This is a genomic window from Bacillus sp. MZGC1, from assembly GCF_002998605.1.
Lineage (GTDB): Bacteria > Bacillota > Bacilli > Bacillales > Bacillaceae > Bacillus.
The window spans coordinates 653194-674537 of the sequence record NZ_PVRE01000001.1; the positions used below are offsets into that span (position 1 = coordinate 653194).

At 40.1% G+C, this 21344-nt stretch carries 24 protein-coding genes and 1 other RNA gene; 19 read left to right on the plus strand and 6 right to left on the minus strand.

What is annotated here, in order from left to right; genetic code table 11:
• Positions 1-152 precede the first annotated feature (152 nt).
• From C6Y06_RS03205 to C6Y06_RS03225, 5 genes are read left to right on the plus strand one after another with little or no spacing between them, the layout of a single operon-like run.
• Positions 153-422: a hypothetical protein gene (locus tag C6Y06_RS03205; protein ID WP_034660022.1), complete on the plus strand. Its 270-nt coding sequence runs from the start codon at positions 153-155 to the stop codon at positions 420-422.
• A 58-nt stretch (positions 423-480) separates the two neighbouring features.
• Complete coding sequence (locus C6Y06_RS03210) at positions 481-1248, plus strand: ATP-binding cassette domain-containing protein (RefSeq protein WP_034660021.1); 768 nt, start codon at positions 481-483, stop codon at positions 1246-1248.
• Positions 1220-2617, plus strand: coding sequence for a hypothetical protein (locus C6Y06_RS03215; protein WP_034660020.1), 1398 nt, complete (start codon positions 1220-1222; stop codon positions 2615-2617). Before C6Y06_RS03210 ends, C6Y06_RS03215 begins: the two co-directional genes overlap by 29 nt.
• Positions 2614-2982, plus strand: coding sequence for a membrane protein (locus C6Y06_RS03220; protein ID WP_034660019.1), 369 nt, complete (start codon positions 2614-2616; stop codon positions 2980-2982). The genes C6Y06_RS03215 and C6Y06_RS03220 overlap by 4 nt, the downstream gene beginning before the upstream one ends.
• A complete protein-coding gene (locus tag C6Y06_RS03225; RefSeq protein ID WP_034660018.1) occupies positions 2979-3260 on the plus strand; it encodes a hypothetical protein in 282 nt (93 codons plus the stop codon). The genes C6Y06_RS03220 and C6Y06_RS03225 overlap by 4 nt, the downstream gene beginning before the upstream one ends.
• Before the next feature lie 22 nt (positions 3261-3282).
• Here the strand turns inward: C6Y06_RS03225 and C6Y06_RS03230 are convergent, their stop codons facing one another.
• The gene (locus C6Y06_RS03230) at positions 3283-3747 is read right to left on the minus strand and encodes a GNAT family N-acetyltransferase (RefSeq protein WP_080869547.1); all 465 of its coding nucleotides are present in this window, start codon (positions 3745-3747) and stop codon (positions 3283-3285) included.
• A 49-nt stretch (positions 3748-3796) separates the two neighbouring features.
• A complete protein-coding gene (locus C6Y06_RS03235) occupies positions 3797-4186 on the minus strand; it encodes a hypothetical protein (RefSeq protein WP_223251426.1) in 390 nt (129 codons plus the stop codon).
• A gap of 154 nt (positions 4187-4340) precedes the next feature.
• Here C6Y06_RS03235 and C6Y06_RS03240 point away from each other — a divergent pair, with 154 nt between their 5' ends.
• Positions 4341-4973: a MarC family protein gene (locus C6Y06_RS03240; protein ID WP_106036509.1), complete on the plus strand. Its 633-nt coding sequence runs from the start codon at positions 4341-4343 to the stop codon at positions 4971-4973.
• A 56-nt stretch (positions 4974-5029) separates the two neighbouring features.
• Here the strand turns inward: C6Y06_RS03240 and C6Y06_RS03245 are convergent, their stop codons facing one another.
• Entirely contained in the window at positions 5030-5566 is a 537-nt protein-coding gene (locus C6Y06_RS03245; RefSeq protein ID WP_034660700.1) for a GbsR/MarR family transcriptional regulator, read from the minus strand.
• Between the two features lie 269 nt (positions 5567-5835).
• Between C6Y06_RS03245 and C6Y06_RS03250 the strand changes: the two genes are divergently transcribed.
• From C6Y06_RS03250 to C6Y06_RS03265, 4 genes are read left to right on the plus strand one after another with little or no spacing between them, the layout of a single operon-like run.
• The gene (locus tag C6Y06_RS03250) at positions 5836-6984 is read left to right on the plus strand and encodes a betaine/proline/choline family ABC transporter ATP-binding protein (protein WP_034660016.1); all 1149 of its coding nucleotides are present in this window, start codon (positions 5836-5838) and stop codon (positions 6982-6984) included.
• Between the two features lie 13 nt (positions 6985-6997).
• Positions 6998-7651 carry an ABC transporter permease gene (locus tag C6Y06_RS03255; RefSeq protein ID WP_003213477.1) on the plus strand — a complete coding sequence of 218 codons (654 nt, stop codon included), beginning with the start codon at positions 6998-7000 and terminating at the stop codon, positions 7649-7651.
• A 13-nt stretch (positions 7652-7664) separates the two neighbouring features.
• Positions 7665-8582, plus strand: a complete 918-nt coding sequence (locus C6Y06_RS03260; protein ID WP_034660015.1) for an osmoprotectant ABC transporter substrate-binding protein — start codon at positions 7665-7667, stop codon at positions 8580-8582.
• A 21-nt stretch (positions 8583-8603) separates the two neighbouring features.
• Positions 8604-9293, plus strand: a complete 690-nt coding sequence (locus tag C6Y06_RS03265) for an ABC transporter permease (protein WP_034660014.1) — start codon at positions 8604-8606, stop codon at positions 9291-9293.
• Between the two features lie 81 nt (positions 9294-9374).
• On the opposite strand, the gene catR is transcribed toward C6Y06_RS03265, so the two are convergent.
• The 3 genes from catR to C6Y06_RS03280 form a co-directional block, all read right to left on the minus strand.
• Complete coding sequence (gene catR, locus C6Y06_RS03270) at positions 9375-9695, minus strand: catDE operon transcriptional regulator CatR (protein WP_034660013.1); 321 nt, start codon at positions 9693-9695, stop codon at positions 9375-9377.
• A gap of 82 nt (positions 9696-9777) precedes the next feature.
• Positions 9778-10179 (minus strand): helix-turn-helix domain-containing protein, encoded by a 402-nt coding sequence (locus C6Y06_RS03275; protein WP_106036510.1) that lies wholly within the window; start codon positions 10177-10179, stop codon positions 9778-9780.
• A 130-nt stretch (positions 10180-10309) separates the two neighbouring features.
• Positions 10310-10714 carry a helix-turn-helix domain-containing protein gene (locus C6Y06_RS03280; RefSeq protein WP_034660010.1) on the minus strand — a complete coding sequence of 135 codons (405 nt, stop codon included), beginning with the start codon at positions 10712-10714 and terminating at the stop codon, positions 10310-10312.
• A 152-nt stretch (positions 10715-10866) separates the two neighbouring features.
• On the opposite strand from C6Y06_RS03280, the gene C6Y06_RS03285 reads away from it, so the two are divergent.
• From C6Y06_RS03285 to drmB, 9 genes are all read left to right on the plus strand, one after another.
• On the plus strand, positions 10867-11100 hold the full coding sequence (locus C6Y06_RS03285; RefSeq protein ID WP_024426059.1) for a helix-turn-helix domain-containing protein: 234 nt from the start codon (positions 10867-10869) through the stop codon (positions 11098-11100).
• 26 nt (positions 11101-11126) lie between these two features.
• On the plus strand, positions 11127-11417 hold the full coding sequence (locus C6Y06_RS03290; protein WP_003213714.1) for an AbrB/MazE/SpoVT family DNA-binding domain-containing protein: 291 nt from the start codon (positions 11127-11129) through the stop codon (positions 11415-11417).
• A gap of 186 nt (positions 11418-11603) precedes the next feature.
• Positions 11604-11837, plus strand: coding sequence for a preprotein translocase subunit SecG (secG, locus tag C6Y06_RS03295; RefSeq protein WP_003212746.1), 234 nt, complete (start codon positions 11604-11606; stop codon positions 11835-11837).
• 124 nt (positions 11838-11961) lie between these two features.
• Positions 11962-12708 carry an alpha/beta hydrolase gene (locus C6Y06_RS03300; protein WP_034660008.1) on the plus strand — a complete coding sequence of 249 codons (747 nt, stop codon included), beginning with the start codon at positions 11962-11964 and terminating at the stop codon, positions 12706-12708.
• Positions 12709-12727: 19 nt separating this feature from the next.
• On the plus strand, positions 12728-15070 hold the full coding sequence (rnr, locus tag C6Y06_RS03305) for a ribonuclease R (protein ID WP_106036511.1): 2343 nt from the start codon (positions 12728-12730) through the stop codon (positions 15068-15070).
• A gap of 139 nt (positions 15071-15209) precedes the next feature.
• On the plus strand, positions 15210-15680 hold the full coding sequence (gene smpB / locus C6Y06_RS03310; RefSeq protein WP_060597311.1) for an SsrA-binding protein SmpB: 471 nt from the start codon (positions 15210-15212) through the stop codon (positions 15678-15680).
• 176 nt (positions 15681-15856) lie between these two features.
• Positions 15857-16219: a transfer-messenger RNA gene (gene ssrA / locus C6Y06_RS03315) on the plus strand.
• Positions 16220-16493: 274 nt separating this feature from the next.
• Positions 16494-19604: a DISARM system helicase DrmA gene (gene drmA, locus C6Y06_RS03320; protein WP_223249908.1), complete on the plus strand. Its 3111-nt coding sequence runs from the start codon at positions 16494-16496 to the stop codon at positions 19602-19604.
• The gene (drmB, locus tag C6Y06_RS03325) at positions 19601-21331 is read left to right on the plus strand and encodes a DUF1998 domain-containing protein (protein ID WP_106036513.1); all 1731 of its coding nucleotides are present in this window, start codon (positions 19601-19603) and stop codon (positions 21329-21331) included. Before drmA ends, drmB begins: the two co-directional genes overlap by 4 nt.
• Positions 21332-21344: the final 13 nt, after the last annotated feature.

The window sequence follows — 21344 nt, forward strand, 5'->3', positions numbered from 1 at the left end:
TAAAAAATCCTCCTTCAGTTAGAGAAGAAGTCAAAATCCCCTCCATTTATAAGCACTAAATCATGAAAAATCGACTAAAAATATGATCTGAAATGAACTTATGCTTTCTGTAAGGGGGTGGTATCATTTTACATATATTAGGGGGTGATGAGATGCTGAATCCTTTTAGCCTTCGTTTTCCAGTAGGTGTGTATATGTATGTCCTTCACCTATTGGCGGCATATGATGAAAGGAAGCAACGAATTCTGACTTCTAAGAATGTACAGAAAAACGCATTTTGGATTTATGTCCTTGCCGCTATATTGGGCATTATTTCACTTGGAGCATTGATTTGGGCATGTAAGACCTTTGGAAAGGGCTCCAAATTTTTAGGAGAGTTCAAATTATTAGGCATGTACGTTAAAATCCAATGCGGGTTCTAACAGGGATGAGAACAGATGCAAGGTCATCTGTTCCATCTGAAACAAACGGAGGGATATGATGCTGACATTACAATTACAAGAAAAAACGTATAGCCGTACCTTCTCTCTCCGCAATATTCAAATGAACGTGGAGAAAGGCCGGACGATGCTTCTTTTAGGGCATAATGGTGCAGGAAAGACAACGATGATCCAAGCCATGTTTGGGCTGACGCCATTTACTGGGTACGTTTCCTTACATGGCGAACAGCTGAACCTTCAATCCTCAGCTCATATTTCCCTTTTGAAAAAACATGTTTCCTATATTCCTGACGATCATGCGTTGTTCGATTATTTAACACCGAGGGAATACTTTCAATTACTTCAGCTGCCAAATGAGCAAGATGTCACACGAGAAGAGACATTCACCGATTTGTTTGAGCTGAGTCCATATATGGATCAGCCAATCGCACAGTTGTCCCATGGCAATCAAAAGAAAACACAGATCATTTCGCAGCTCCTCAGACCATGTGATTATTATGTGTTCGACGAGCCAACAAACGGACTTGATCCAGATATGATGATCATCTTAAAAAAGGTGCTCATGAAGCTGAGAGATCAAGGCGCTGGCATTCTTATATCAACTCATCATTTGAGCTTTGGTGATACATTATATGACCATCTCATGATCTTAAGAAATGGTGACGTCAAGCTGAATATGTCCCGCCAAGAAACGACTCAGACATTTCCTCATCAGGCACTTGAAGAGATTTATAAAGAAGTGAATCGAGATTACTATATGCAGGTGGAGAGGTTACTCAATGATTTGGACACGACACGTTCTTCATAAACTAGAATGGGGCATGCTGACAACGAAAGGAAAACAGCTTGGAAAAAAATATCCTTTACAGCTTCTCGCAGCTGCCGTTTTTCTCTTACTGATCTATGCGATATACGTCGTCATTAGCCTGCGCTTTTTCATGCAGGCAGGTGAAAACGAGCCAGCTGCGCTATACCTCCAATTTGTCAAAATGTCGCTCTTACTATTAGGGGCAGGTATTGTGTTATCCCGCAATAAATTGAAGCGCCAAGAATATCAATTCTACTTTTTAAACAGTGCGATTCAGAGTGTGCCATTTATCCTTTGCGTGTATTTCTTTCCAGTGCTCTTTTGCTTCCTCATGGCTGGACTGCTTTTTTTACCGATTGTATTAGGTCTTTTGATCACGGGTGTCACCCCATCTCTGTATTGGATCATCGTTGTTTGCATCACTTGCTGCATATTGGCGCTGTATACGCTCGCTTCTTGGATGCTGCTGCGGATCGGTGTGAGCCATTTCGTATCAAAAACAAAAGAGCATTTGCTGCTTCAAACGATCGGCTTTGGGGCGCTTCATGTACTAATATTTCTCCTTTTTCAAAAAGCGGTGGAGATGATCCATGTATGGCCGGCTGTCTATCTGTTGTTACTTGTCATCATCCTAAGCGCTGGATGGCTATGGGTGAAGGGTTTAGCAGCTTGCTATGTTCATCAGATGTTTTTGCAGCTGAAAACAGAGGTGAAGTCGTTTTCCTACCAGAAAATCAGAACGCACTCTTCCTTTCTGACACATCTGCGGCAGGAATTGGTCTATTTCAGCCGATCAGCTGTTTTTAAAGAGCAAGGCATTTTGTTTCTCTTTCTCATTTGTTTGACGGTGGGGCTGCCATTTGTTTTTACACCGGCAGAAACTGGCTGGCTGTATGCCTTTATTGTGCAGTTTGCGTTAAAGGAAATATTGATCATGCTTCCGCTGATGATTGGCAGGGAATATCATATCAATCAAAGGGCCATCTTTATGTTAAATACATCAAAGGGCGCTTATTTAATGTCGAGAATGTTATTTTATTACACCATTAATCTGCTGACATATTTTGTGTATATTGGGCTTGCCTATTTGGTGATCGGTATTGAAAGTGAAGGTCATGGATTGGCGAGTTTGTCCATTTTATTGATTACCGCCATGGCGGCCTGTACAGGGTTTGTCGTGAAAATCAGTGATTTTAATAAGCTGTTTGTGATCGTGTTGATGATTGCTGTATTCAGCTTTATCGATATGCTTTTATTAGAATGGCTTTCATATGATGTGTCTCTTCTCGCCACCGCTTATCTGCTTGGTTCACTTGCCTTTTTCAGTTGTATATATGCTGCGATGTTAAAAAGGCCTGTATTGCGATGATGGGGCTTGTCATTAGTTTACTAGCTGTTGTGTTAATTCACGAACTCGGTCATATGCTGATGGTCATGGTGTGTAACAAATTCGAAAAAAGACCCCTTTTTGATTTTGTGATGATGATTGATTGGAAGCAAGTGGCGATCGTCCATGAGACATTTGACCGGCCGAGCTTTAATCTGATGGTAGCACTTGCGGGTCCGCTGTTTCCGGTGCTCTGCTCGATTGTGCTTTTTTTGATGTGGAAGCATCCGGTGAGTCATCAGCTGCTGTTTTTTTCTTTACTGAACACTGTGATGTTGCATCCAGCTTGCCCAGACGGGAAAAATATCACAGCCAGTTTAAAAGAGATGAAGGAGAGAAAAAGATGATCAAAGTATTTCATTCGTTTTCTAGCGGCTTAACACTTGCGATGCTGTATATATTTGCTGTGTTTATGACCCCTGTCTTTTTAATGCTGCTAGAAGTCAATCATGTTGAATCAAGTCCGACACTGTTTGGCATGCCATTTTATATCATGAAAATTGAAGAGTATCAATTCAGCTCAGAGGCGACGCTTTTTGGATGCGTTGTCTGCTTTTTAGCTGGCGCTGTGCTCTACTTTTTCATTCAATATGTGATTCAAGCTGTGAAAAAGCGAAGAGCATAAAAAAAGCAGGCTGAGCAAATAGTCAGTCTGCTTGAAAAGTGAGAGACAGCCGTACCATATCCATACATTGAATCCCGTTTTCATAAATCGGTTCATCATAATGCTTAAGGAAGAAATTGCGATCGATCGAAGTCAGGCGGAAGCCGCATTTTTGATAAAGTGCGAGCTGCTGAATACTCGAGTTGCCTGTGCCGATTTCAATCGTATGGAAACCAGCGGCTTTCGCTTCAGCGATCGCATGGCGGATCAGCTGCTTCCCAATTCCCCTTCCTTGCCATGACTCCTTCACAGCAACATTCATGATTTCGACTGTATGCTGAGATAGCGATGATAGAACATAAACACCAATCACATCCTCTTCATGAAAGGCGGCATAACAAGAGCCGGATTGCACATAAGCGAGAACCTTTTCCTTTGAAGGGTCAGCTAATAGTAAAAGATCCATAGGGAGAGATTGATCACGAGACAATGGCCGAATTTGTATCACATTTTTTCATCCTTTCTATTCTTTCATATACCCTTGTTTCACGCCCCAATCATATTGGTCCTGTACCCACCTGAGAGGGAGGGTGATGAGTGACATTCGGGTCTTTTTTGTCAGTTGGTTTTCTTGTAGCCTGTGCGGTCTGCTTATTCGCTTGAGCAGCAGTTTTTGCTGCTGCCAGCTCTTTTTGAAGCTGGTCGACTTTCACCTCAAGCGCTTTACGCTGTTTGACCTCTTTTTCATAGGCTTTCTTTTCTTTTTTGAGCTTTTTTGTGACGGTGGCTATTTGCTTTTTTTGTTCATCGTTTTCATGTTTCATATCCGTTTGATCTGATTTTAACTGGGAAAGCTGCTGATCGTTCGTTCTGCTTTCTTGCTGATGTTTTTCTTTTGCTGCTTTGTTAGTCTGCTGCCAAACAATCCAGCCAGCTGCGCCTAACACCGCAACAGACAGAAGAATGATCGTAATGGTTTTTTCAAGTGTGAACCCCTTTCTTTAAACCTCTATTACCATCGGTTAAAGATAAACAGGTTTTAACATCAAAGGGAATATTCACATCAGATTGGCAGACACTATGAAAAAAGGAGGGTGTCTGTTGATTGCCTTTATGATTCATGTTGTAGTCTCATTATTTGCTGTATCAAACCCCATTGGAAACGTGCCTCTTTTCATCACCTTAACAGAAGGCTATACAGAGAAAGAACGCGCTCAGACAGCCAAAAAAGCCATCGTGGTCTCTTTCATTATTTTGATTGCCTTTCTATTGGCAGGCAGGCTCATATTCAAATTGTTTGGGATCGATATTCATGCACTCCGCATCGCCGGAGGTATTTTTATTTTTGGTATCGCTTACAATTTGCTGAATGCAAAAGAATCACACGTCCAAAATCCTCATTCGGAGGAAAAGGCAGAAAGCAAAGAGAAGGCAGATATCTCCGTTACGCCGCTGGCAATCCCGATCATCGCTGGGCCCGGTACAATCGCTACAGTAATGAGTTTAACCCCGGGAAGTCAAGGGATGCTCCACATGTTTTCGATTCTAATCGGCATTATCATTGTTCTTGCCATGACGTATTATGCCTTTCATTATTCCAGTTTCATTATGCGGAAAATGGGGAAAACAGAGATGAATGTTGTGACGCGTTTGATGGGATTAATTCTTGCTGTAGTGGCAGTTGAGATGATCGGCGCAGGCTTAAAAGGGATGTTTCCGATGTTTATGTCATAAGTGTATATAAAAAAGCTGTTTTTTTTCTACAATGATGTAAAATAAAACAGCTTTTTTTAAGGTTTCGGCACATGCTTAAATACTTCTTCACTTTCAAAGAATTCAATTAAGCGGCTAATCCAATCATAGTAATCAAGACTTTCCTTGATTTCTGAAAGAAGCAGATTGATTTTATCCTCTGTTTCTTCAGGTAAGTCGTCCTGTTCAAGCAGCTCTTGCAATTCCTTGCACGTTTTCTTATGTGCTTTACGGTTTTTGCTGACAACTCGGGACCAATTGGCTGCAAACAATGAAATAAACGTTTGGTATTGATCTTGCTCAACTTCATAAAGATCTTTACGTATTCCTTTTTCATAAACCTTTTCCGCAATATTCAAATCGAGCATTTCTCGAACGACTTGACTCATCCTCGTTTTGCTCATGCCGGTCGCCTCTGATAGCTCTTCCAGCGTCATTGGTTTACGGTTCATGTGAATGATACCAAGCACTCTACCCACTGTAGAAGAAAGACCAAAGGCATTCATGTTCTCCGCAGCTTTTTCAATATAATGATCCTGTGCTTTTTGAATGGCGCCTAACGCTTGCTTGTCCACTCCCCGCTTCATCCCTTCACGACTGACAATTTGTAACACAATATATCATATACCTGTTTGTTGATGAAAACAATAAATATTGAGTAATTGCTAGTAATTTGAAGGAAAAAGGAGAGATCTCTAGATATTACAGCGTTAACTGAAAATTTTATATAAATCTTATGCAATACAAACACATCATAAACTTTTTATTTTATAAAGTTTGCACTATAATGAATAAGGTGTAAATTTTCTGAATATATAGATCCAACTAATTGGAGGTGTCTCATTTGCTGAAACTAGAGAATGTATCTAAGACGTATAAAGGCGGAAAAAAAGCTGTCAAAAATATTGATTTAGAAATAGCAAAAGGAGAATTTATTTGTTTTATTGGACCGAGTGGCTGTGGTAAGACAACAACCATGAAGATGATCAACCGACTCATTGAACCTTCCTCAGGAAACATTTTCATCGAGGGAGAAAATATTATGAAAAAAGATCCAGTTCAATTAAGAAGAGAAATCGGTTATGTGATTCAGCAAATTGGACTGTTCCCCCATATGACCATCGCGCAAAACATCTCACTTGTGCCGAAGCTCTTAAAATGGCCGGAAGAAAAACGGAAGGAACGAGCTCGCGAACTGCTGAAGCTCGTCGACATGGGCCCGGAATTTTTAGAGCGCTATCCTCATGAACTCAGTGGAGGACAGCAGCAGCGCATCGGAGTTCTTCGCGCACTGGCAGCAGAACCCCCTCTGATCCTCATGGATGAACCATTTGGTGCACTTGATCCAATTACACGAGATACATTGCAGGAAGAATTTAAGAAACTGCAAAAAACGTTAAATAAAACCATCGTATTCGTCACACATGACATGGATGAAGCCATTAAACTCGCTGACCGAATTGTGATTTTAAAAGATGGAGAGATTGTCCAAGTAGGCACACCTGAAGATATTTTGCGTAACCCCGCCAACGAGTTCGTAGAAGAATTCATCGGAAAAGAACGCCTGCTTCAATCAAATCCGAATATGGAACGTGTAGAACAAATGATGAACACGTCACCAGTCACCATTACAGTCGAACAAACGTTGACTGATGCCATCTACATCATGAGAGAAAAGCGTGTCGATTCTTTGCTTGTAGTAGATGAACATCATGTGCTAAAAGGCTATATCGATATTGAAACAATCGATGCGAACCGCAGAAAAGCGGCTTTCGTTGGTGAGATCTTAAATACAGAGTTCTATACTGTACAAGAAGGCGCACTTCTAAGAGACACCGTTCGGAAAATCTTAATACGCGGTATTAAATATGTACCGGTTGTGGATGCCAAAGGGCATTTAAAAGGCATTGTAACACGGGCAAGTCTTGTAGATGTTGTGTACGACTCTATTTGGGGAGACGATACGCCGGCGTCTGCCATTGAAATGAACTAAGGGAGGTGGACACATGGATCAAATCATCGATTTTCTAGAGAAAAATGGTGGGGAACTCCTCACAAAAATGTGGGAGCATTTATATATTTCCTTAATTGCCGTCGTGCTAGGAATTATCGTTGCCGTTCCTTTAGGCGTCGTTCTCACACGAATGAAACGAGGCGCAGGTTTTGTCATCGGTGTCGTGAATATCTTTCAAACACTCCCTAGTTTAGCGATTCTTGCATTTTTTATTCCTATTTTGGGGGTGGGGAAAATACCTGCAATCGTTGCGCTCTTTTTCTATTCGGTATTGCCTATTTTGAGAAATACGTATGCCGGCGTCCAAGGTGTAAACAAAAACTTGCTTGAATCCGGTAAAGGGATCGGTATGACCACATGGGAGCAAATTCGTCTTGTTGAGCTCCCGCTTGCTGTACCGATCATTATGGCAGGCGTCCGAACGTCAACGATTTATTTAATCGGCTGGACAACACTTGCTGCTTTTATCGGTGGGGGAGGTCTTGGTGACTACATTTTAATTGGACTTCAGTTATATCAGCCGGAATACATTATTGCGGGTGCCATCCCAGTCACTATTTTAGCGGTCATCATTGACTTTACATTGATGAAGCTGGAGAAAAAAGTAACACCAGAAGGCTTAAAAGGATTGAAGGAAGTTTCATAAGGAGTTGGCTTATGTGAAGAATCGAAAAACAAGATGGATCAGTGCACTGCTTGCCGGATGCTTGCTATTGATAAGCGGCTGTTCACTTCCTGGACTAGCCGGCTCCTCAGGCAATACGCTGCGAATTGGAGCACAAAACTTTACCGAATCAGAAATTATGGCCTACATGGTTAGCGATATCATCGAACATTACACAGATAAAAAGACAACCATTGTGAAAAACCTAGGCTCTAATACCGTACAGCAGAAAGCAATGGAAAACGGAGATATCGACATTTCTGCCACAAGGTATACAGGGACAGATTTGACAAGTACGCTTGGAATGGATGCGGAAAAAGACCCGGAGCGTGCGATGGAGATCGTCCAAAAAGAATTTAAGAAACGCTATGATTACAAATGGTTTGATTCCTATGGCTTTGATAATACGTATGCCTTTGCCGTGACGCAAAAGATGGCGAAGGAAAACAAGTTAGAAACCGTCTCTGACTTGAAAAAGAATGCGAAAAATTACCGGTTCGGTGTCGATAATATTTGGCTCAAAAAGAAAGGCGACGGTTACGAAGGATTCGTGAAAACATACGGAATTGAATTTGGAAGCACGTATCCAATGCAGATTGGTTTAGTCTATGATGCATTAAAAAATGAAAAAATGGATATTGTGCTTGCCTATTCAACAGATGGACGAATTAAAGCCTATGACCTCAAAATTTTAAAAGATGATAAGCGGTTTTTCCCGCCATATGATGCATCGCCAGTTGTCCCGGAAAAAGTCCTAAAAGAGAACCCAGGGCTTGATAAGGTGATCAACAGGCTGATCGGAAAAATCGATACAGAGCAAATGCAAGAGCTTAACTATCAAGTCGACGGGGAGCTTCAAGAACCAGCCACCGTTGCGAAAAATTTCCTAAAAAAGCACAATTACTTTGAGTAAGATGGGGAGGTGTCACGGCTGATGGACACACTGCAGCAATTATGGACGTATTATCAGCAGAACGGTTCATATGTGTTAGAAGAATTTTATCGGCATTTTCTCATGTCAGCGTATGGGGTGCTGTTTGCGGCGATTGTCGGAATTCCAGTAGGCATCTTTGTGGCGCATTACCGTAAGCTGAGCAATTGGATCTTCGCCATTACCAATGTTATACAAACCATACCGGCGTTAGCGATGCTTTCCGTGCTGATGCTTGTATTAGGACTTGGCGCAAATACAGTCATCTTATCACTCTTTCTGTATTCGCTTCTGCCGATCATCCGCAACACGTATACAGGGATTGTCAGCATTGAACATGCTTATTTAGAATCGGGTAAAGCGATGGGCATGACGAAATGGCAAGTGCTGAGAATGGTTGAATTACCGCTTGCTTTATCGGTCATTATGGCTGGTTTAAGAACCGCCCTTGTCATCGCCATCGGCATTACAGCGATTGGGACATTTGTTGGTGCGGGAGGTCTAGGTGATATCATCATCAGAGGATCAAACGCCACAAACGGAACAGCCATCATTTTAGCAGGTGCTATTCCAACTGCGCTCATGGCCATTATCGCTGACCTAGTCATGGGCTGGCTCGAACGCTATTTAAGCCCAACGAACAAGAAAAAAGAAAGAAAAGCATTAGCTGCAAAAAACATCACATCTGCTTAAGCGGTTAAAAAGACAAAACCTCCCTTACATCTGTAAGGGAGGTTGTTTTATGATGATCAGGCGGGTTCACATGCAGGTATTTTATGATTCAAGCGTGATCCATTCAGAGGACCACTTCGAAATTTCCTCAAAAACGGGTGCAAGGGAACGCCCCATATCAGTTAAAGAATACTCAATGCGCACGGGTGTTTCAGCAAAAACCTCCCGTTTTACAATGCCTGCTGCTTCCAGCTCTTTTAATCTCTCAGATAATACTCTTCCGCTTAAATTTGTCAGAGCGGCCTCAATTTCACTAAAGCGCTGCGGACCTGAGAGAAGCTGAAAAACAATCAGTGCGACCCAGCGTTTACTCAATAACTCAACTGCTTTTTCAAACCGCGGGCACATGTCAGATTGATTCATCTTTCTTCACTCCAATCTGAACTCATTATACCGTAAATCTGTCATAAATCAGCTCGAAAAGCTTGTCAATGCTCAAAACATTCTATGATGACGAACGGCTGTTTAACATAAATAACAGATAGCGGTTAAGATCCTCTATTTCTTTTTTCGAAAGAGTTGACCAAATGTCTCCATCAAATATTTCGAGATCACCAAGTTCATATTGCGCTGCAGCTTCCTTTATTTTGGATAATGCTATTTCCTCTTCCTTCAACTGATGGACAGAAGAGGCTTCCTCAATATAGCCCGCAGCCTGCATCATTTCCTCATAAGGGACCTTTAATGCACCGGCTAGTTTTTTAATCGTAGGAGGCTTTGGAATACCGCGTTTCCCGTTTTCAATACGAGAAATACCAGCAGCGCTGACCTCTGAATACATCGCTAATTGGTTCACTGACAGCTTCTTTTCCTCACGTAATGCTCTTAAATATGCACCAAAGTTCATCAAGGCAAAACCTCACATGGTTATAGATTAGATATGTCTATTTTACCCGATTTGTTGACTATTGGCAACAAGTATACCATGAAAATATTGACATTAGTTAATAGTGGATGTACATTAGGTTTATGCCCCGCTATTTGTTCGCCTTTTTTTGGTTGATGAGCGTGAGAAAGTATTCATTCAGCTGGCTGATGTCTTGTGCGGAGAGCCTTTCCCATTTGTCCCCATCAAAAATGGGAAGATGTTCTACATCCTTTTGAAGCGCCGTTTGATAGATTTTCAACATGGATTCATATTTTGGTTTCATTTCATGAACTTGCTCCTGTTCAATATGACCGGCAAGCAGCATTAAATCCTCATAAGGCACCTTCAAGGCATGTGCTAATTTTTTGATAGTCAAAGGTTTTGGCACACCGCGCTTTCCATTTTCAATACGAGAAATTCCAGCAGCGCTTACACCTGAATACATGGCGAGTTGATTGACAGACATTTTTCTATTTTCTCTTAAAATGCGTAATTGTTCACCAAAGTGATTCATGACATCGAACCTCACATTTCAGTATATGACTTATTTTAGTATGATCATTGACCAAAGGAAATAGCAGAGGGGTAAAAGTGTTGACTTAAGTTAATGGTCTGTTTCAAGTGAGCACCTGCATTTTGTACATATTGATTCCATAGGAGGTTGTAATGATGGTCGAAAAGATTCAGATCAGGCGGGCTTTTGTCATGCAGTATATGATCGAAAACGATATGTCTTTAAATCAGCTCGCTGATGAAATTGGCATTTCTCCTGCCACACTCAGCAGGGTATTAAATGGTCATCGGAAACCAGGCCAGCTTGTCATTGGCAAAATGATTCATTACTTTGATAAAAAATTTGAAGATCTATTTTACTATGAAGATATTGACAAAAGTCAATGAATGAAATGATCAAGGAGGCAATGTCGTTGAAAAGAACTGGGATGGTCAGACATATTGATTCACTAGGCAGAATTGTTCTGCCTTCAGAAATGCGCAAGGTACTCAATATTAAAGAAGAGCAGCTGTTAGAAATTTTCATTGAAGATCAAACCATTATGCTAAAAAAATATGATGCAGATAAGAGCTGCCTGTTAACTGGACAAGTGACGAAGTACAACAAAAGCTATGGAAATGGGAAAGTGATGCTGAGTCCTGAAGGAGCTGAACGTTTGTTAGTAGAATTAAAACAGCTATTGAAAGAAGAAGCAACCCGTTAAAAACGTGTTTTTAACCGAAAATTGCATATAAAAAATGCTGCATACTACTCTTTGGAATGAAATTGAATCAAAATAACGAATAAAGTCGACAATATAGAGGGAATCTTTATTTTGATGTTTCGTGACATGCACCTTGTTTTCATGTAAAATAAAGTTATGTGTACCAGTTTGTCTGGAGGTGTTTTCATGCACGCATTTGTTATCACATTACTCGTAATTGTCAGTATCGCACTTATCATCGTTGTATTGTTACAATCAAGTAAAAGTGCTGGACTGTCAGGCGCTATTTCAGGTGGAGCCGAGCAGCTTTTCGGTAAGCAAAAAGCGAGAGGCCTTGACTTGATACTTCACCGATTAACGGTTATTTTGTCAGTGCTTTTCTTCATCTTAACACTTGCATTGGCATATCTAGGCGTGTAAGGCGCGAGTAACAGAAGGTCTGATCTTTTTTCAGACCTTTTTTTATTATCAGCACTCTTTTGTGTTTGTTTCATACATACAAGTGGAAAATATAAACCATATCAGAAGGAAAGGAAGTCACATCATGAAAGTTGTTACACCGAAACCATTTACGTTTAAAGGTGGAGAAAAGGCGGTGCTTCTTCTTCACGGTTTTACTGGGAATACAGCCGATGTTCGAATGCTAGGCCGTTATTTGAACGAAAGAGGGTATACATGCCATGCACCTCAATATAAAGGCCACGGTGTGCCGCCAGAAGAGCTTGTCCAATCTGGCCCGGCTGACTGGTGGAAAGATGTAGAAGAGGGCTATCAATTCTTAAAAGATGAAGGCTATGAGGAAATTGCGGTTTGCGGACTATCCCTCGGAGGAGTTTTTTCATTGAAATTAGGTTACACTGTACCTGTAAAGGGAATTGTACCTATGTGTGCACCTATGTACATAAAAAGTGAAGAAGTCATGTACCAGGGTGTACTAGAATATGCCCGTAACTATAAGAAATTCGAGGGTAAGTCAGAGGAGCAGATTGAACAGGAAATGGAAGAGTTCAAGAAAACGCCAATGGGTACACTGAGGAGCCTGCAAGAACTGATTGCAGATGTCAGAAACAATGTCGACATGATTTATTCACCTACTTTTGTTGTTCAGGCACGTCATGATCATATGATTAATACAGACAGTGCGAATATCATTTATAACGAAGTAGAGACAGATCAAAAGCATTTGAAATGGTATGAAGAATCAGGCCATGTGATCACGCTTGATAAAGAGCGCGAGAAGGTTCATCAGGATGTATATGCATTCTTAGAATCACTTAATTGGTCAATTTAAATATATAGGGGGTTAGAGTGTGCAAAAAGAAGAATTTATGGATGAATTACTCGCTTTTATGAAAGATGAAGCTTATAAACCGTTAACCGTTCAAGAGCTGGAAGTGATGATGGAGATTACCAATCCTGATGATTATAAAGAGCTCGTCAAAGCACTTGTGATGCTGGAAGATCAAGGACTCATCGTTCGCACGCGCAGCGATCGCTACGGTGTACCAGAAAAAATGAACTTGGTAAAAGGAAAGCTGTCTGCTCATGCAAAAGGCTTTGCATTTGTGACACCAGAAGAGTTTGGACAGGATGATATTTTCATTCCGCCTAATGAGCTAGGCACAGCGATGAATGGTGATACGGTCATGGTTCGTGTCAGCCACAAATCAAACGGCACAAAAAAAGAAGGAACTGTCATCCGAATTCTGGAGCGTAATACTCAGACGGTTGTCGGTACCTACACAGAAACGAAAAGCTTTGGCTTTGTCATTCCTGATGATAAAAAAATCACAACCGATATCTTCATCCCGAAATCCGCTAAAAATGGAGCGGTCGAAGGGCATAAAGTGGTCGTGACGCTGACAAGCTACCCAGAAGGAAGAATGAGTGCAGAGGGCGAAGTGACTGAAATCCTCGGTCATAAAAATGACCCTGGCATTGATATTTTATCGATCATTCATAAACACGGCCTGCCAGGTGAGTTCCCAGAAGAAGCGCTTCAGCAGGCAGTAGACACACCTGAAACGATTGATCAAAAAGACCTGGAAGGCAGACGTGACTTGCGCAACGAAACGATTGTAACAATTGACGGAGCAGATGCGAAGGACTTAGATGATGCCGTTACGGTGCAAAAGCTGGATGATGGCAAATATAAGCTAGGGGTGCATATTGCAGATGTCTCTCATTATGTCACAGAGAACTCCCCGATTGATCAGGAAGCTTATGAGCGTGGAACGAGTGTGTATCTCGTAGACCGCGTCATTCCGATGATCCCGCACCGCCTGTCAAACGGTATTTGCTCATTGAATCCGAAGGTCGATCGTCTCACCCTGTCTTGTGAAATGGTCATCGATCGAAATGGGAAGGTCGTCAAACATGAGATTTTCCAAAGTGTGATCAAAACGACGGAAAGAATGACCTATTCTGATGTGAATAAGATTTTAGTCGACCAAGACGAAGAGCTTTTAGACAAATATGAGCCGCTTGTGCCAATGTTCCAAGAGATGGAGAAGCTTGCAGAGATTCTTCGCGACAAACGAATGGAGCGCGGAGCAGTAGACTTTGATTTCAAGGAAGCAAAAGTGCTTGTAGATGATGAAGGAGCGGCGAAAGACGTTGTCATTCGTGAGCGATCTGTCGCAGAGAAATTAATTGAAGAATTCATGCTTGTTGCAAACGAAACGGTTGCAGAGCATTTCCACTGGTTGAATGTACCTTTCATATATCGAATTCACGAAGAACCAAATCCTGAGAAGCTTCAGCGCTTTTTAGAGTTCGTGACAACGTTTGGTTACATTGTGAAAGGAACGTCGACAAACATCCACCCGCGTGCCCTTCAAAGTGTACTTGATGCTGTGAGGGATCAACCAGAAGAAGTTGTGATACAAACCGTGATGCTTCGTTCGATGAAACAGGCGAAATATGATCCAGAAAGCATCGGCCATTTTGGGTTATCAACGGAATTCTATACGCACTTTACATCACCGATCCGCCGTTATCCGGATTTAATCGTGCATAGACTGATCAGAACCTATTTGATTCAGAAAAAAACAGACGAAGCAACCTTAGAAAAGTGGGGCCAGCTGCTGCCTGAAATCGCAGATCATGCGTCTACTATGGAGCGCCGTTCAGTCGATGCAGAGCGTGAAACAGATGACCTCAAGAAGGCAGAATTTATGCTTGATAAAATCGGTGAAGAGTTTGATGGCATGATTAGTTCCGTGACGAACTTCGGACTATTTGTTGAACTGCCGAATACAATTGAAGGTCTTGTCCATGTCAGCTACATGACAGACGACTACTATCGCTTTGATGAACAGCACTTTGCCATGATCGGTGAGCGGACAGGAAATGTCTACCGTATCGGTGACGAAATCACTGTCAAAGTGGTTAGTGTCAATAAAGATGAGCACTCCATTGATTTTGAAATCGTCGGTATGAAAGGCACCCGCCGTAAATCGCCAAAAGATTTTAAGTTCAAAAAACGGACAGATTCACCAGCGAAAAAAGGACGCGGAGGTCAAAATACCTCTGGGGATAAACCAAAGGAAGATAAAGGCGGAAGTGACTGGTTCACAGGCAGTAAGAAGAAAAAAAAGAAAAAACGCGTATTTGATAACGCGCCAAAACAAAAGCGTAAAAAGAAAAAGTAACGTGCCAAAAAGCAAATAGGGCGTCACGCTCTATTTGCTTTTTGACCATATGGCGTCAGCATTGTCGAAAGCTGGATTGTTTGATAAAATAATCCGTACGATTTGGACCGTGTTTGTGTCAAAAGGAGGGTGTACGCCAATGCCAAAGGGAGAGGGAAAGGTTGTTTCCCAAAACAAAAAAGCAAATCATGACTATTTTATAGAAGAAACGTATGAAGCCGGCCTTGTGTTACAAGGAACTGAAATCAAATCGATTCGTGCAGGAAAAGTGAATTTAAAAGATTCCTTTGCCAAAATCGAGCGAGGAGAAGTGTTTCTTCACAACATGCACGTGAGCCCATACGAGCAGGGGAACCGTTATAACCATGATCCGCTGAGAACGAGAAAGCTGCTGCTTCATCGCAAGCAAATCAGCAAATTGATTGGTGCGACAAAGGAAGAGGGCTACTCACTCGTGCCTCTGAAACTCTATTTAAAAAATGGCTTTGCCAAAGTGCTGATCGGAATTGGTAAAGGGAAAAAGAAATATGATAAACGTGACGATCTGAAGAAAAAAGATGCAAAACGTGAAATCGAGCGTGCTTTCCGTGATCGCCAAAAGCAATTCTAGATTCATGCAGATGTCTTGCTGAGAGCGGAAGCATTATGCTACAATATGTTATGCAGTAAACAATCATTGCTTTTCTTACAGAAACCACCAGTTGTTTCAAGCGAAGAGATTGTTATAATAGTTATATACGGAAGCAGTTAAGCTGAACGTTTCCATCCCGTATATCCCTTTTACAAGGGGACGTTACGGATTCGACAGGGATGGTTCGAGCTTAGGCTGCGAGCCGAGAGGCGATCTCGTTAACACGCACTTAAATGTAACTGGCAAAACTAAAAGTTTTAACCAAAACTTAGCACTAGCTGCCTAATAAGTGCAGCGAGCTCTTCCTGACATCGCCTATGTGTCTGTGAGGAGCCCAATGAAGTAGGCTACGCTTACGTTTCCGTCTGAGGACGTAAGAAGAGATCCATCAGACTAGCTCTCCAAGCGCCCGTCAGCAGGCATGCGGATGAGTGAACACGAAATATGTTGACTACGCTCGTAGACGCTTAAGTAATCGATGTCTCTGGACGTGGGTTCGACTCCCACCGTCTCCATACATAGAAATGGTTTGCATTTCACTTAGTGCCATAAACGTTGGATAACAACGTTTAGGCGCTTTTTTTATGTCTTTATTTTGTATAGTTGATAAAAGTTTAATTGATTAAAAATTCTAATTTTTGCTTTTGAGTGGTTTAACTAAGGGATAAATAAAAATTAAAAGGAATGAATTAATTTTAATATTAAACTTAAAATTTTATCGGGAAATATTACCTACCCAGAAATGCAAGGTGCTACAATGAAATTATCTAAAGAGGAAGGGTGAATTTTCAAATGAAGCAATATACATTTTTGCGAAAAGGATTAATTCATGAATTAGAAACATATTTAATTGGTCCACGAATGCAAGATGAGATTCTTGGAAAGAATATACGCCCAATGCAATTTTATTTAACAGGGAAGTTAGTTCCGTTTGGTTCAACATCAGATGTTATAAATGAACGTGATAATGCAATAGAAACACATGTGCAAGTCAGTGAAGAAAAGATAGATGAACAACTTACATTAAAAAAACTGTTTCGCTCATCTACTATGGGCATTAGTTTTAAACTTAAAAAATTAACAACTGTTGAAATTGAAGCTTCTTGGGCTATTTATGAGGACAAAGAACATAAGCGTTTACCACAAGCGGAAAATTGGAAAATTGATCTTTCAAATCAGAGAACAGGCACATTAGAAAATTTAAATGAATCTAAGTATGGAAAAGTGCGTTATACCGTTAATTATAGAAATAACTTATATCACGTAAATATTTTTTTAATGAATAGTTTAAAGAGAGAAAATCAATATCCTGAACAAGATGAAGTGATGTTTCAAAGCTCTTTAAAAGTACATATACCTACAATTCATGTTGCTAAATTTACATCTAAAGCTGATCAGTATCATGTCCAAAATGAACTTCTTTATCGTGACAAAGAAGAAATAGCAATCGGTCATGGCGTGGGGGTTGATTGGAAAACAGCCGGAAATATTACAACGATTTATTCAACATGGATGCCACGTTTTGAATTGCCGAATGTAGAACATTGTAAGATCGAAAATCAGTCATTTAAGATGAAGGATTTAAGTGAATATCCTGTAGACATTTTAAAAGAAAAATTAAGTGTTATACCATCAGCATATAAATTATGGTTGAATCATGAAACGAAAATAGTTAATGAGCTACCTGATTATTTAAAGAGTGAAGCAGAACAAAATATTTTAAAAGTAAAAAATACAATCGAACGTCTAGAAGAAGGAATTTCATTAGTTACAAAAAGTAATAATTCCTTATATTATTTGGCGTTTCAATTTGCAAACCGTGCGATGCTTTTGCAACGAGCGCAATCAGGTGTGGCTCAAACGTATCGTACTACCGGAGAGAGAATAAAACCTACATTAGATGGAGAATGGCGTTTATTCCAATTAATATTTTTACTTATGAATGTTGCCGGTATATCTGATGAACAGCATATAGATCGAGAAATTGTTGATTTAATTTGGTTCCCAACTGGGGGCGGTAAAACAGAGGCTTATTTAGGTGTGGCAGCTTATGTCATGGCATATCGCCGATTATTAGCCCCAAAACAAGTAGACAAGTATGCTGGAATTACAGTTTTTATGCGTTACACATTGCGTTTGTTAACAACGCAACAATTCCAACGAGCTGCAGCTTTAATTTGTGCTGCAGAAGTTCTGCGTAAACCAAATGCAAATTTATTTGGAGAAGAGCCATTTAGTATAGGGCTTTGGATTGGACAGGATTCATCTCCTAATAAATTTGCAGATGCAATGGATAAGCTTGAACAATTACGAGACGGTAAAGAAGTTAAGACGGGCAATCCTATTCAACTAATAAATTGTCCGTGGTGTGGGGCGGAACTAGGGCCGGATCAGTATGAAATTAACAAAAATTCACAGAAAATTTGTTGTTCTAATAAAGCATGTGCATTTAAACACGGAATTCCTGTTTATACAGTTGATGAGGCAATATATCTGAAGTTACCAACATTGCTAATTGGTACGGTAGATAAAATTGCTCAGTTACCTTGGAAACAAGATATGCATGAACTCTTTGGTAATAAAAACGTGTATCATCGTGAGTTAGGATTTAAATATACTAATTCTATCCCAAGGGGATACAGTCGTATTAATCGTTTGAAACCACCTGAATTAATTATTCAAGATGAGCTTCATTTGATTTCAGGACCATTAGGCTCTTTAACAGGTTTATATGAGGTAGCAACTGATCTATTAACAAGAAATAACGGAAGACCAGCTAAAGTAATTGCTTCAACAGCAACAATTAGTGGTGCGGATGAGCAAATTCGAGCTTTATACGGTCGGGAAATGCAGCAGTTCCCATTAGCTGTTCAAAAAGCAAATGATAATTTTGTTTCAAAAGAGGTGCCAACTTCTGAAAAGCCAGGGCGATGCTATGTAGGAATTTGTGCACCGGGAGTTAGTAATAAAATTCAAGCGATTCAAACATATAGTGCATATGCAACGATAACAAGAAGTGAGCCAAAGTTTAAAGTAGATCCATATTATACAATGCTAGGCTATTTTAATACGGTTAAAGAATTGGCAAGCATGGTTACTACTTTTAAAGATGAAGTAAACTCAAGATTAAATATGCTAGATCCAACAAATAAATTTGAACATGATCTAGCCGTTGAAGAATTAACGAGCCGCAAAAAAGCACAAGAAATTCCACAGCTACTAACACAAATGGAGAAAACTTTAGATGAAGCAGGTGTTCTTGATGCCGTCCTTGCAACGAATATGATTTCAGTAGGTGTCGATGTGGATCGACTTGGGACAATGTTTGTACAAGGGCAACCGAAAACGACTTCCGAATATATTCAAGCGACGAGCCGTGTTGGACGTAAATATCCAGGCGTTGTATTTGTTCTTCTTAATTCACTACGGTCTAGAGATTTATCGCATTTTGAGCGTTTTAAAGCATACCATCAAGCACTCTACCGTCATGTAGAAACGATGAGTGTAACACCTTTTGCAAAAGGTGCTTTATATAAAGGGTTAACAGGTACGTTTATTGGATTTATGCGTCAAACGATTATGGAAATCAACGCTGAGCAAAGTCCGAAAAAAATAGTACAACTACAAAATAAAGTAGATACAGCGAGCGTTCAATTTTTAGAAAGAGTTCAAAATGCTAATGGTGCAACCATTGAAAACGAAGTAAAGGATTTATTAGAATGGTGGCGAGAATTAGCTTGGAAGCACGCTGAAGACACATTAGCTTACAAAGAATCAAAATATGTTAAAGCTTACTTATTAAAAAACTTTAATGAAGAAGTGAATGTAAAAGATGCTCGTCCAGCAATGATGTCATTAAGAAATGTAGAAGCAGTCATTGAAATTGAGGTGTTAAAATCATGAATCAACAAAATGAAACAATCAGACCTTCGCAACTAATATACCAATCAGGACCAGGAGCAATTGTTGAACTTTTATCTCAAAGTGTTATCGTGAAATCAGCAGACCAGTGGCAATCAAGAAGGGCGCCTCAAGAAAAAGACATACGAATCACATCCTTTTTAGGGGTTGACCATGTACGCATTTTAAATGAAAATCCCGATAAACAAAAAATAAAAGCAGTCGAGTTTCCTAAATGGAAAATCTGTCCGAAATGCCATAATATGACGAATTATGGTGATGCTAATTGTTATTATTGTGCGCTGAAAAATGAAAAAGACATTCAGGAGCTTTATGCAAGCCGTTTTGTATTAGCATGTGAGAACGGTCACTTATCAGATTTTCCGTATGAAGAATGGGTACATCGAAATAAACCTTGTACAGAACATTCTAAAAATCCACGACTAATGCTAAAAACCTGTGACTCAAGTGGATCTCTATCTGATTTACACGTGATTTGCAGGCATTGTAATCATAAAGAAAGTTTAGGAAGTATTATGAAGTCTGAAGAAAGGGAGAATCATAGTTTATTTGATTGTCATGGGGAACGACCATGGATTAGTAATACTGCTAAACAGAAATGTAATTGTAAAATGAAAACGACGTTGCGTGGCGCATCTAATGTTTATTCACCTTCTGTTATGAGTTTTTTACAAGTGCCTTTAACAGCATCTAGCTCAGAATTTGAGGTTCTATATTTAGTAGAAAAAGATAAAGAAAATTTTAGTAAAGCATATCTAAGTATGGGTGAAGCAGGTCTTGAAATGGCATGTAATTTCAAAAATATCCCTTCTTCTTTTATACCTGCTATTAAGCAGTATTTAGATGGTTCAATAACGCTTTCAGAAAGTTCTACCTATGAATCAATTAAAAAGCAAGAGTGGAACACGCTAATTCAGGATGAAATAAACGAAGAACGTTTTTCATCTAAGAAGGTTGATATTGCGCCAACGTTAGTGCCGTATTTTGATGGGGTTTTCCGTGTGGATTCTGTACCTGAAGTACAAGTTTTAAAAGAATTTACTCGATTAGACTACATTGACCGATTTACAGATGAAGAATCGAAAACACAGCCGGTTGTTATAACAAGCGAACCGAAATGGTTACCAGCTGTGCGAAATTACGGTGAAGGTATTTTCTTCCAATTTAATTTAGAAAAATTGCTCCAATGGGAACAAACTGAGCAAATTACGAGTGCTATTGTAAGAGCATATAATACCCAGCGTGAAGAATTTAAAAAGTCACCATTAGATATTCTGCCACGCCAAATTTTGTTGCATACATTTAGCCATGCTTTGTTGCAGGAACTAGCTGCACATTGCGGCTATACAACGACGTCTTTAAAAGAGCGTATTTATGCAAACGATGACATGTATGGTGCATTTATATACACTGCCTCTGGAGATTCAGAAGGAAGTTTAGGTGGATTAACAAACTTGGCTCAAAGCGAAAAGTTATTACCCATAATTATTCGTGCATTAGAAAAGATGAGCTATTGTTCATCTGATCCAATCTGTTCGGATGGGGAATTTGAATATCATACGTCAGCAAATGGCGCGGCCTGTCATGCATGTACATTTGTTTCCGAAACTTCGTGTGAATGGGGAAATTTATTGCTTGATCGTCGAACATTAATCAACATTAATCCGAATGAGAAAGACGGTTACTTTGATCAATTATTAGAAATGTAATGTAAGAGGTGCT

Bases quoted from the DNA above. Each gene is read 5' to 3' on its own strand.
- C6Y06_RS03205 (WP_034660022.1), top strand. From the start codon at position 153: ATGCTGAATCCTTTTAGCCTTCGTTTTCCAGTAGGTGTGTATATGTAT.
- C6Y06_RS03210 (WP_034660021.1), top strand. From the start codon at position 481: ATGCTGACATTACAATTACAAGAAAAAACGTATAGCCGTACCTTCTCT.
- C6Y06_RS03215 (WP_034660020.1), top strand. From the start codon at position 1,220: ATGATTTGGACACGACACGTTCTTCATAAACTAGAATGGGGCATGCTG.
- C6Y06_RS03220 (WP_034660019.1), top strand. From the start codon at position 2,614: ATGATGGGGCTTGTCATTAGTTTACTAGCTGTTGTGTTAATTCACGAA.
- C6Y06_RS03225 (WP_034660018.1), top strand. From the start codon at position 2,979: ATGATCAAAGTATTTCATTCGTTTTCTAGCGGCTTAACACTTGCGATG.
- C6Y06_RS03255 (WP_003213477.1), top strand. From the start codon at position 6,998: ATGGATCAAATCATCGATTTTCTAGAGAAAAATGGTGGGGAACTCCTC.
- C6Y06_RS03265 (WP_034660014.1), top strand. From the start codon at position 8,604: ATGGACACACTGCAGCAATTATGGACGTATTATCAGCAGAACGGTTCA.
- catR (WP_034660013.1), bottom strand. From the start codon at position 9,695: ATGAATCAATCTGACATGTGCCCGCGGTTTGAAAAAGCAGTTGAGTTA.
- C6Y06_RS03275 (WP_106036510.1), bottom strand. From the start codon at position 10,179: ATGAACTTTGGTGCATATTTAAGAGCATTACGTGAGGAAAAGAAGCTG.
- C6Y06_RS03280 (WP_034660010.1), bottom strand. From the start codon at position 10,714: ATGAATCACTTTGGTGAACAATTACGCATTTTAAGAGAAAATAGAAAA.
- C6Y06_RS03285 (WP_024426059.1), top strand. From the start codon at position 10,867: ATGATGGTCGAAAAGATTCAGATCAGGCGGGCTTTTGTCATGCAGTAT.
- secG (WP_003212746.1), top strand. From the start codon at position 11,604: ATGCACGCATTTGTTATCACATTACTCGTAATTGTCAGTATCGCACTT.
- C6Y06_RS03300 (WP_034660008.1), top strand. From the start codon at position 11,962: ATGAAAGTTGTTACACCGAAACCATTTACGTTTAAAGGTGGAGAAAAG.
- smpB (WP_060597311.1), top strand. From the start codon at position 15,210: ATGCCAAAGGGAGAGGGAAAGGTTGTTTCCCAAAACAAAAAAGCAAAT.
- drmA (WP_223249908.1), top strand. From the start codon at position 16,494: ATGAAGCAATATACATTTTTGCGAAAAGGATTAATTCATGAATTAGAA.
- drmB (WP_106036513.1), top strand. From the start codon at position 19,601: ATGAATCAACAAAATGAAACAATCAGACCTTCGCAACTAATATACCAA.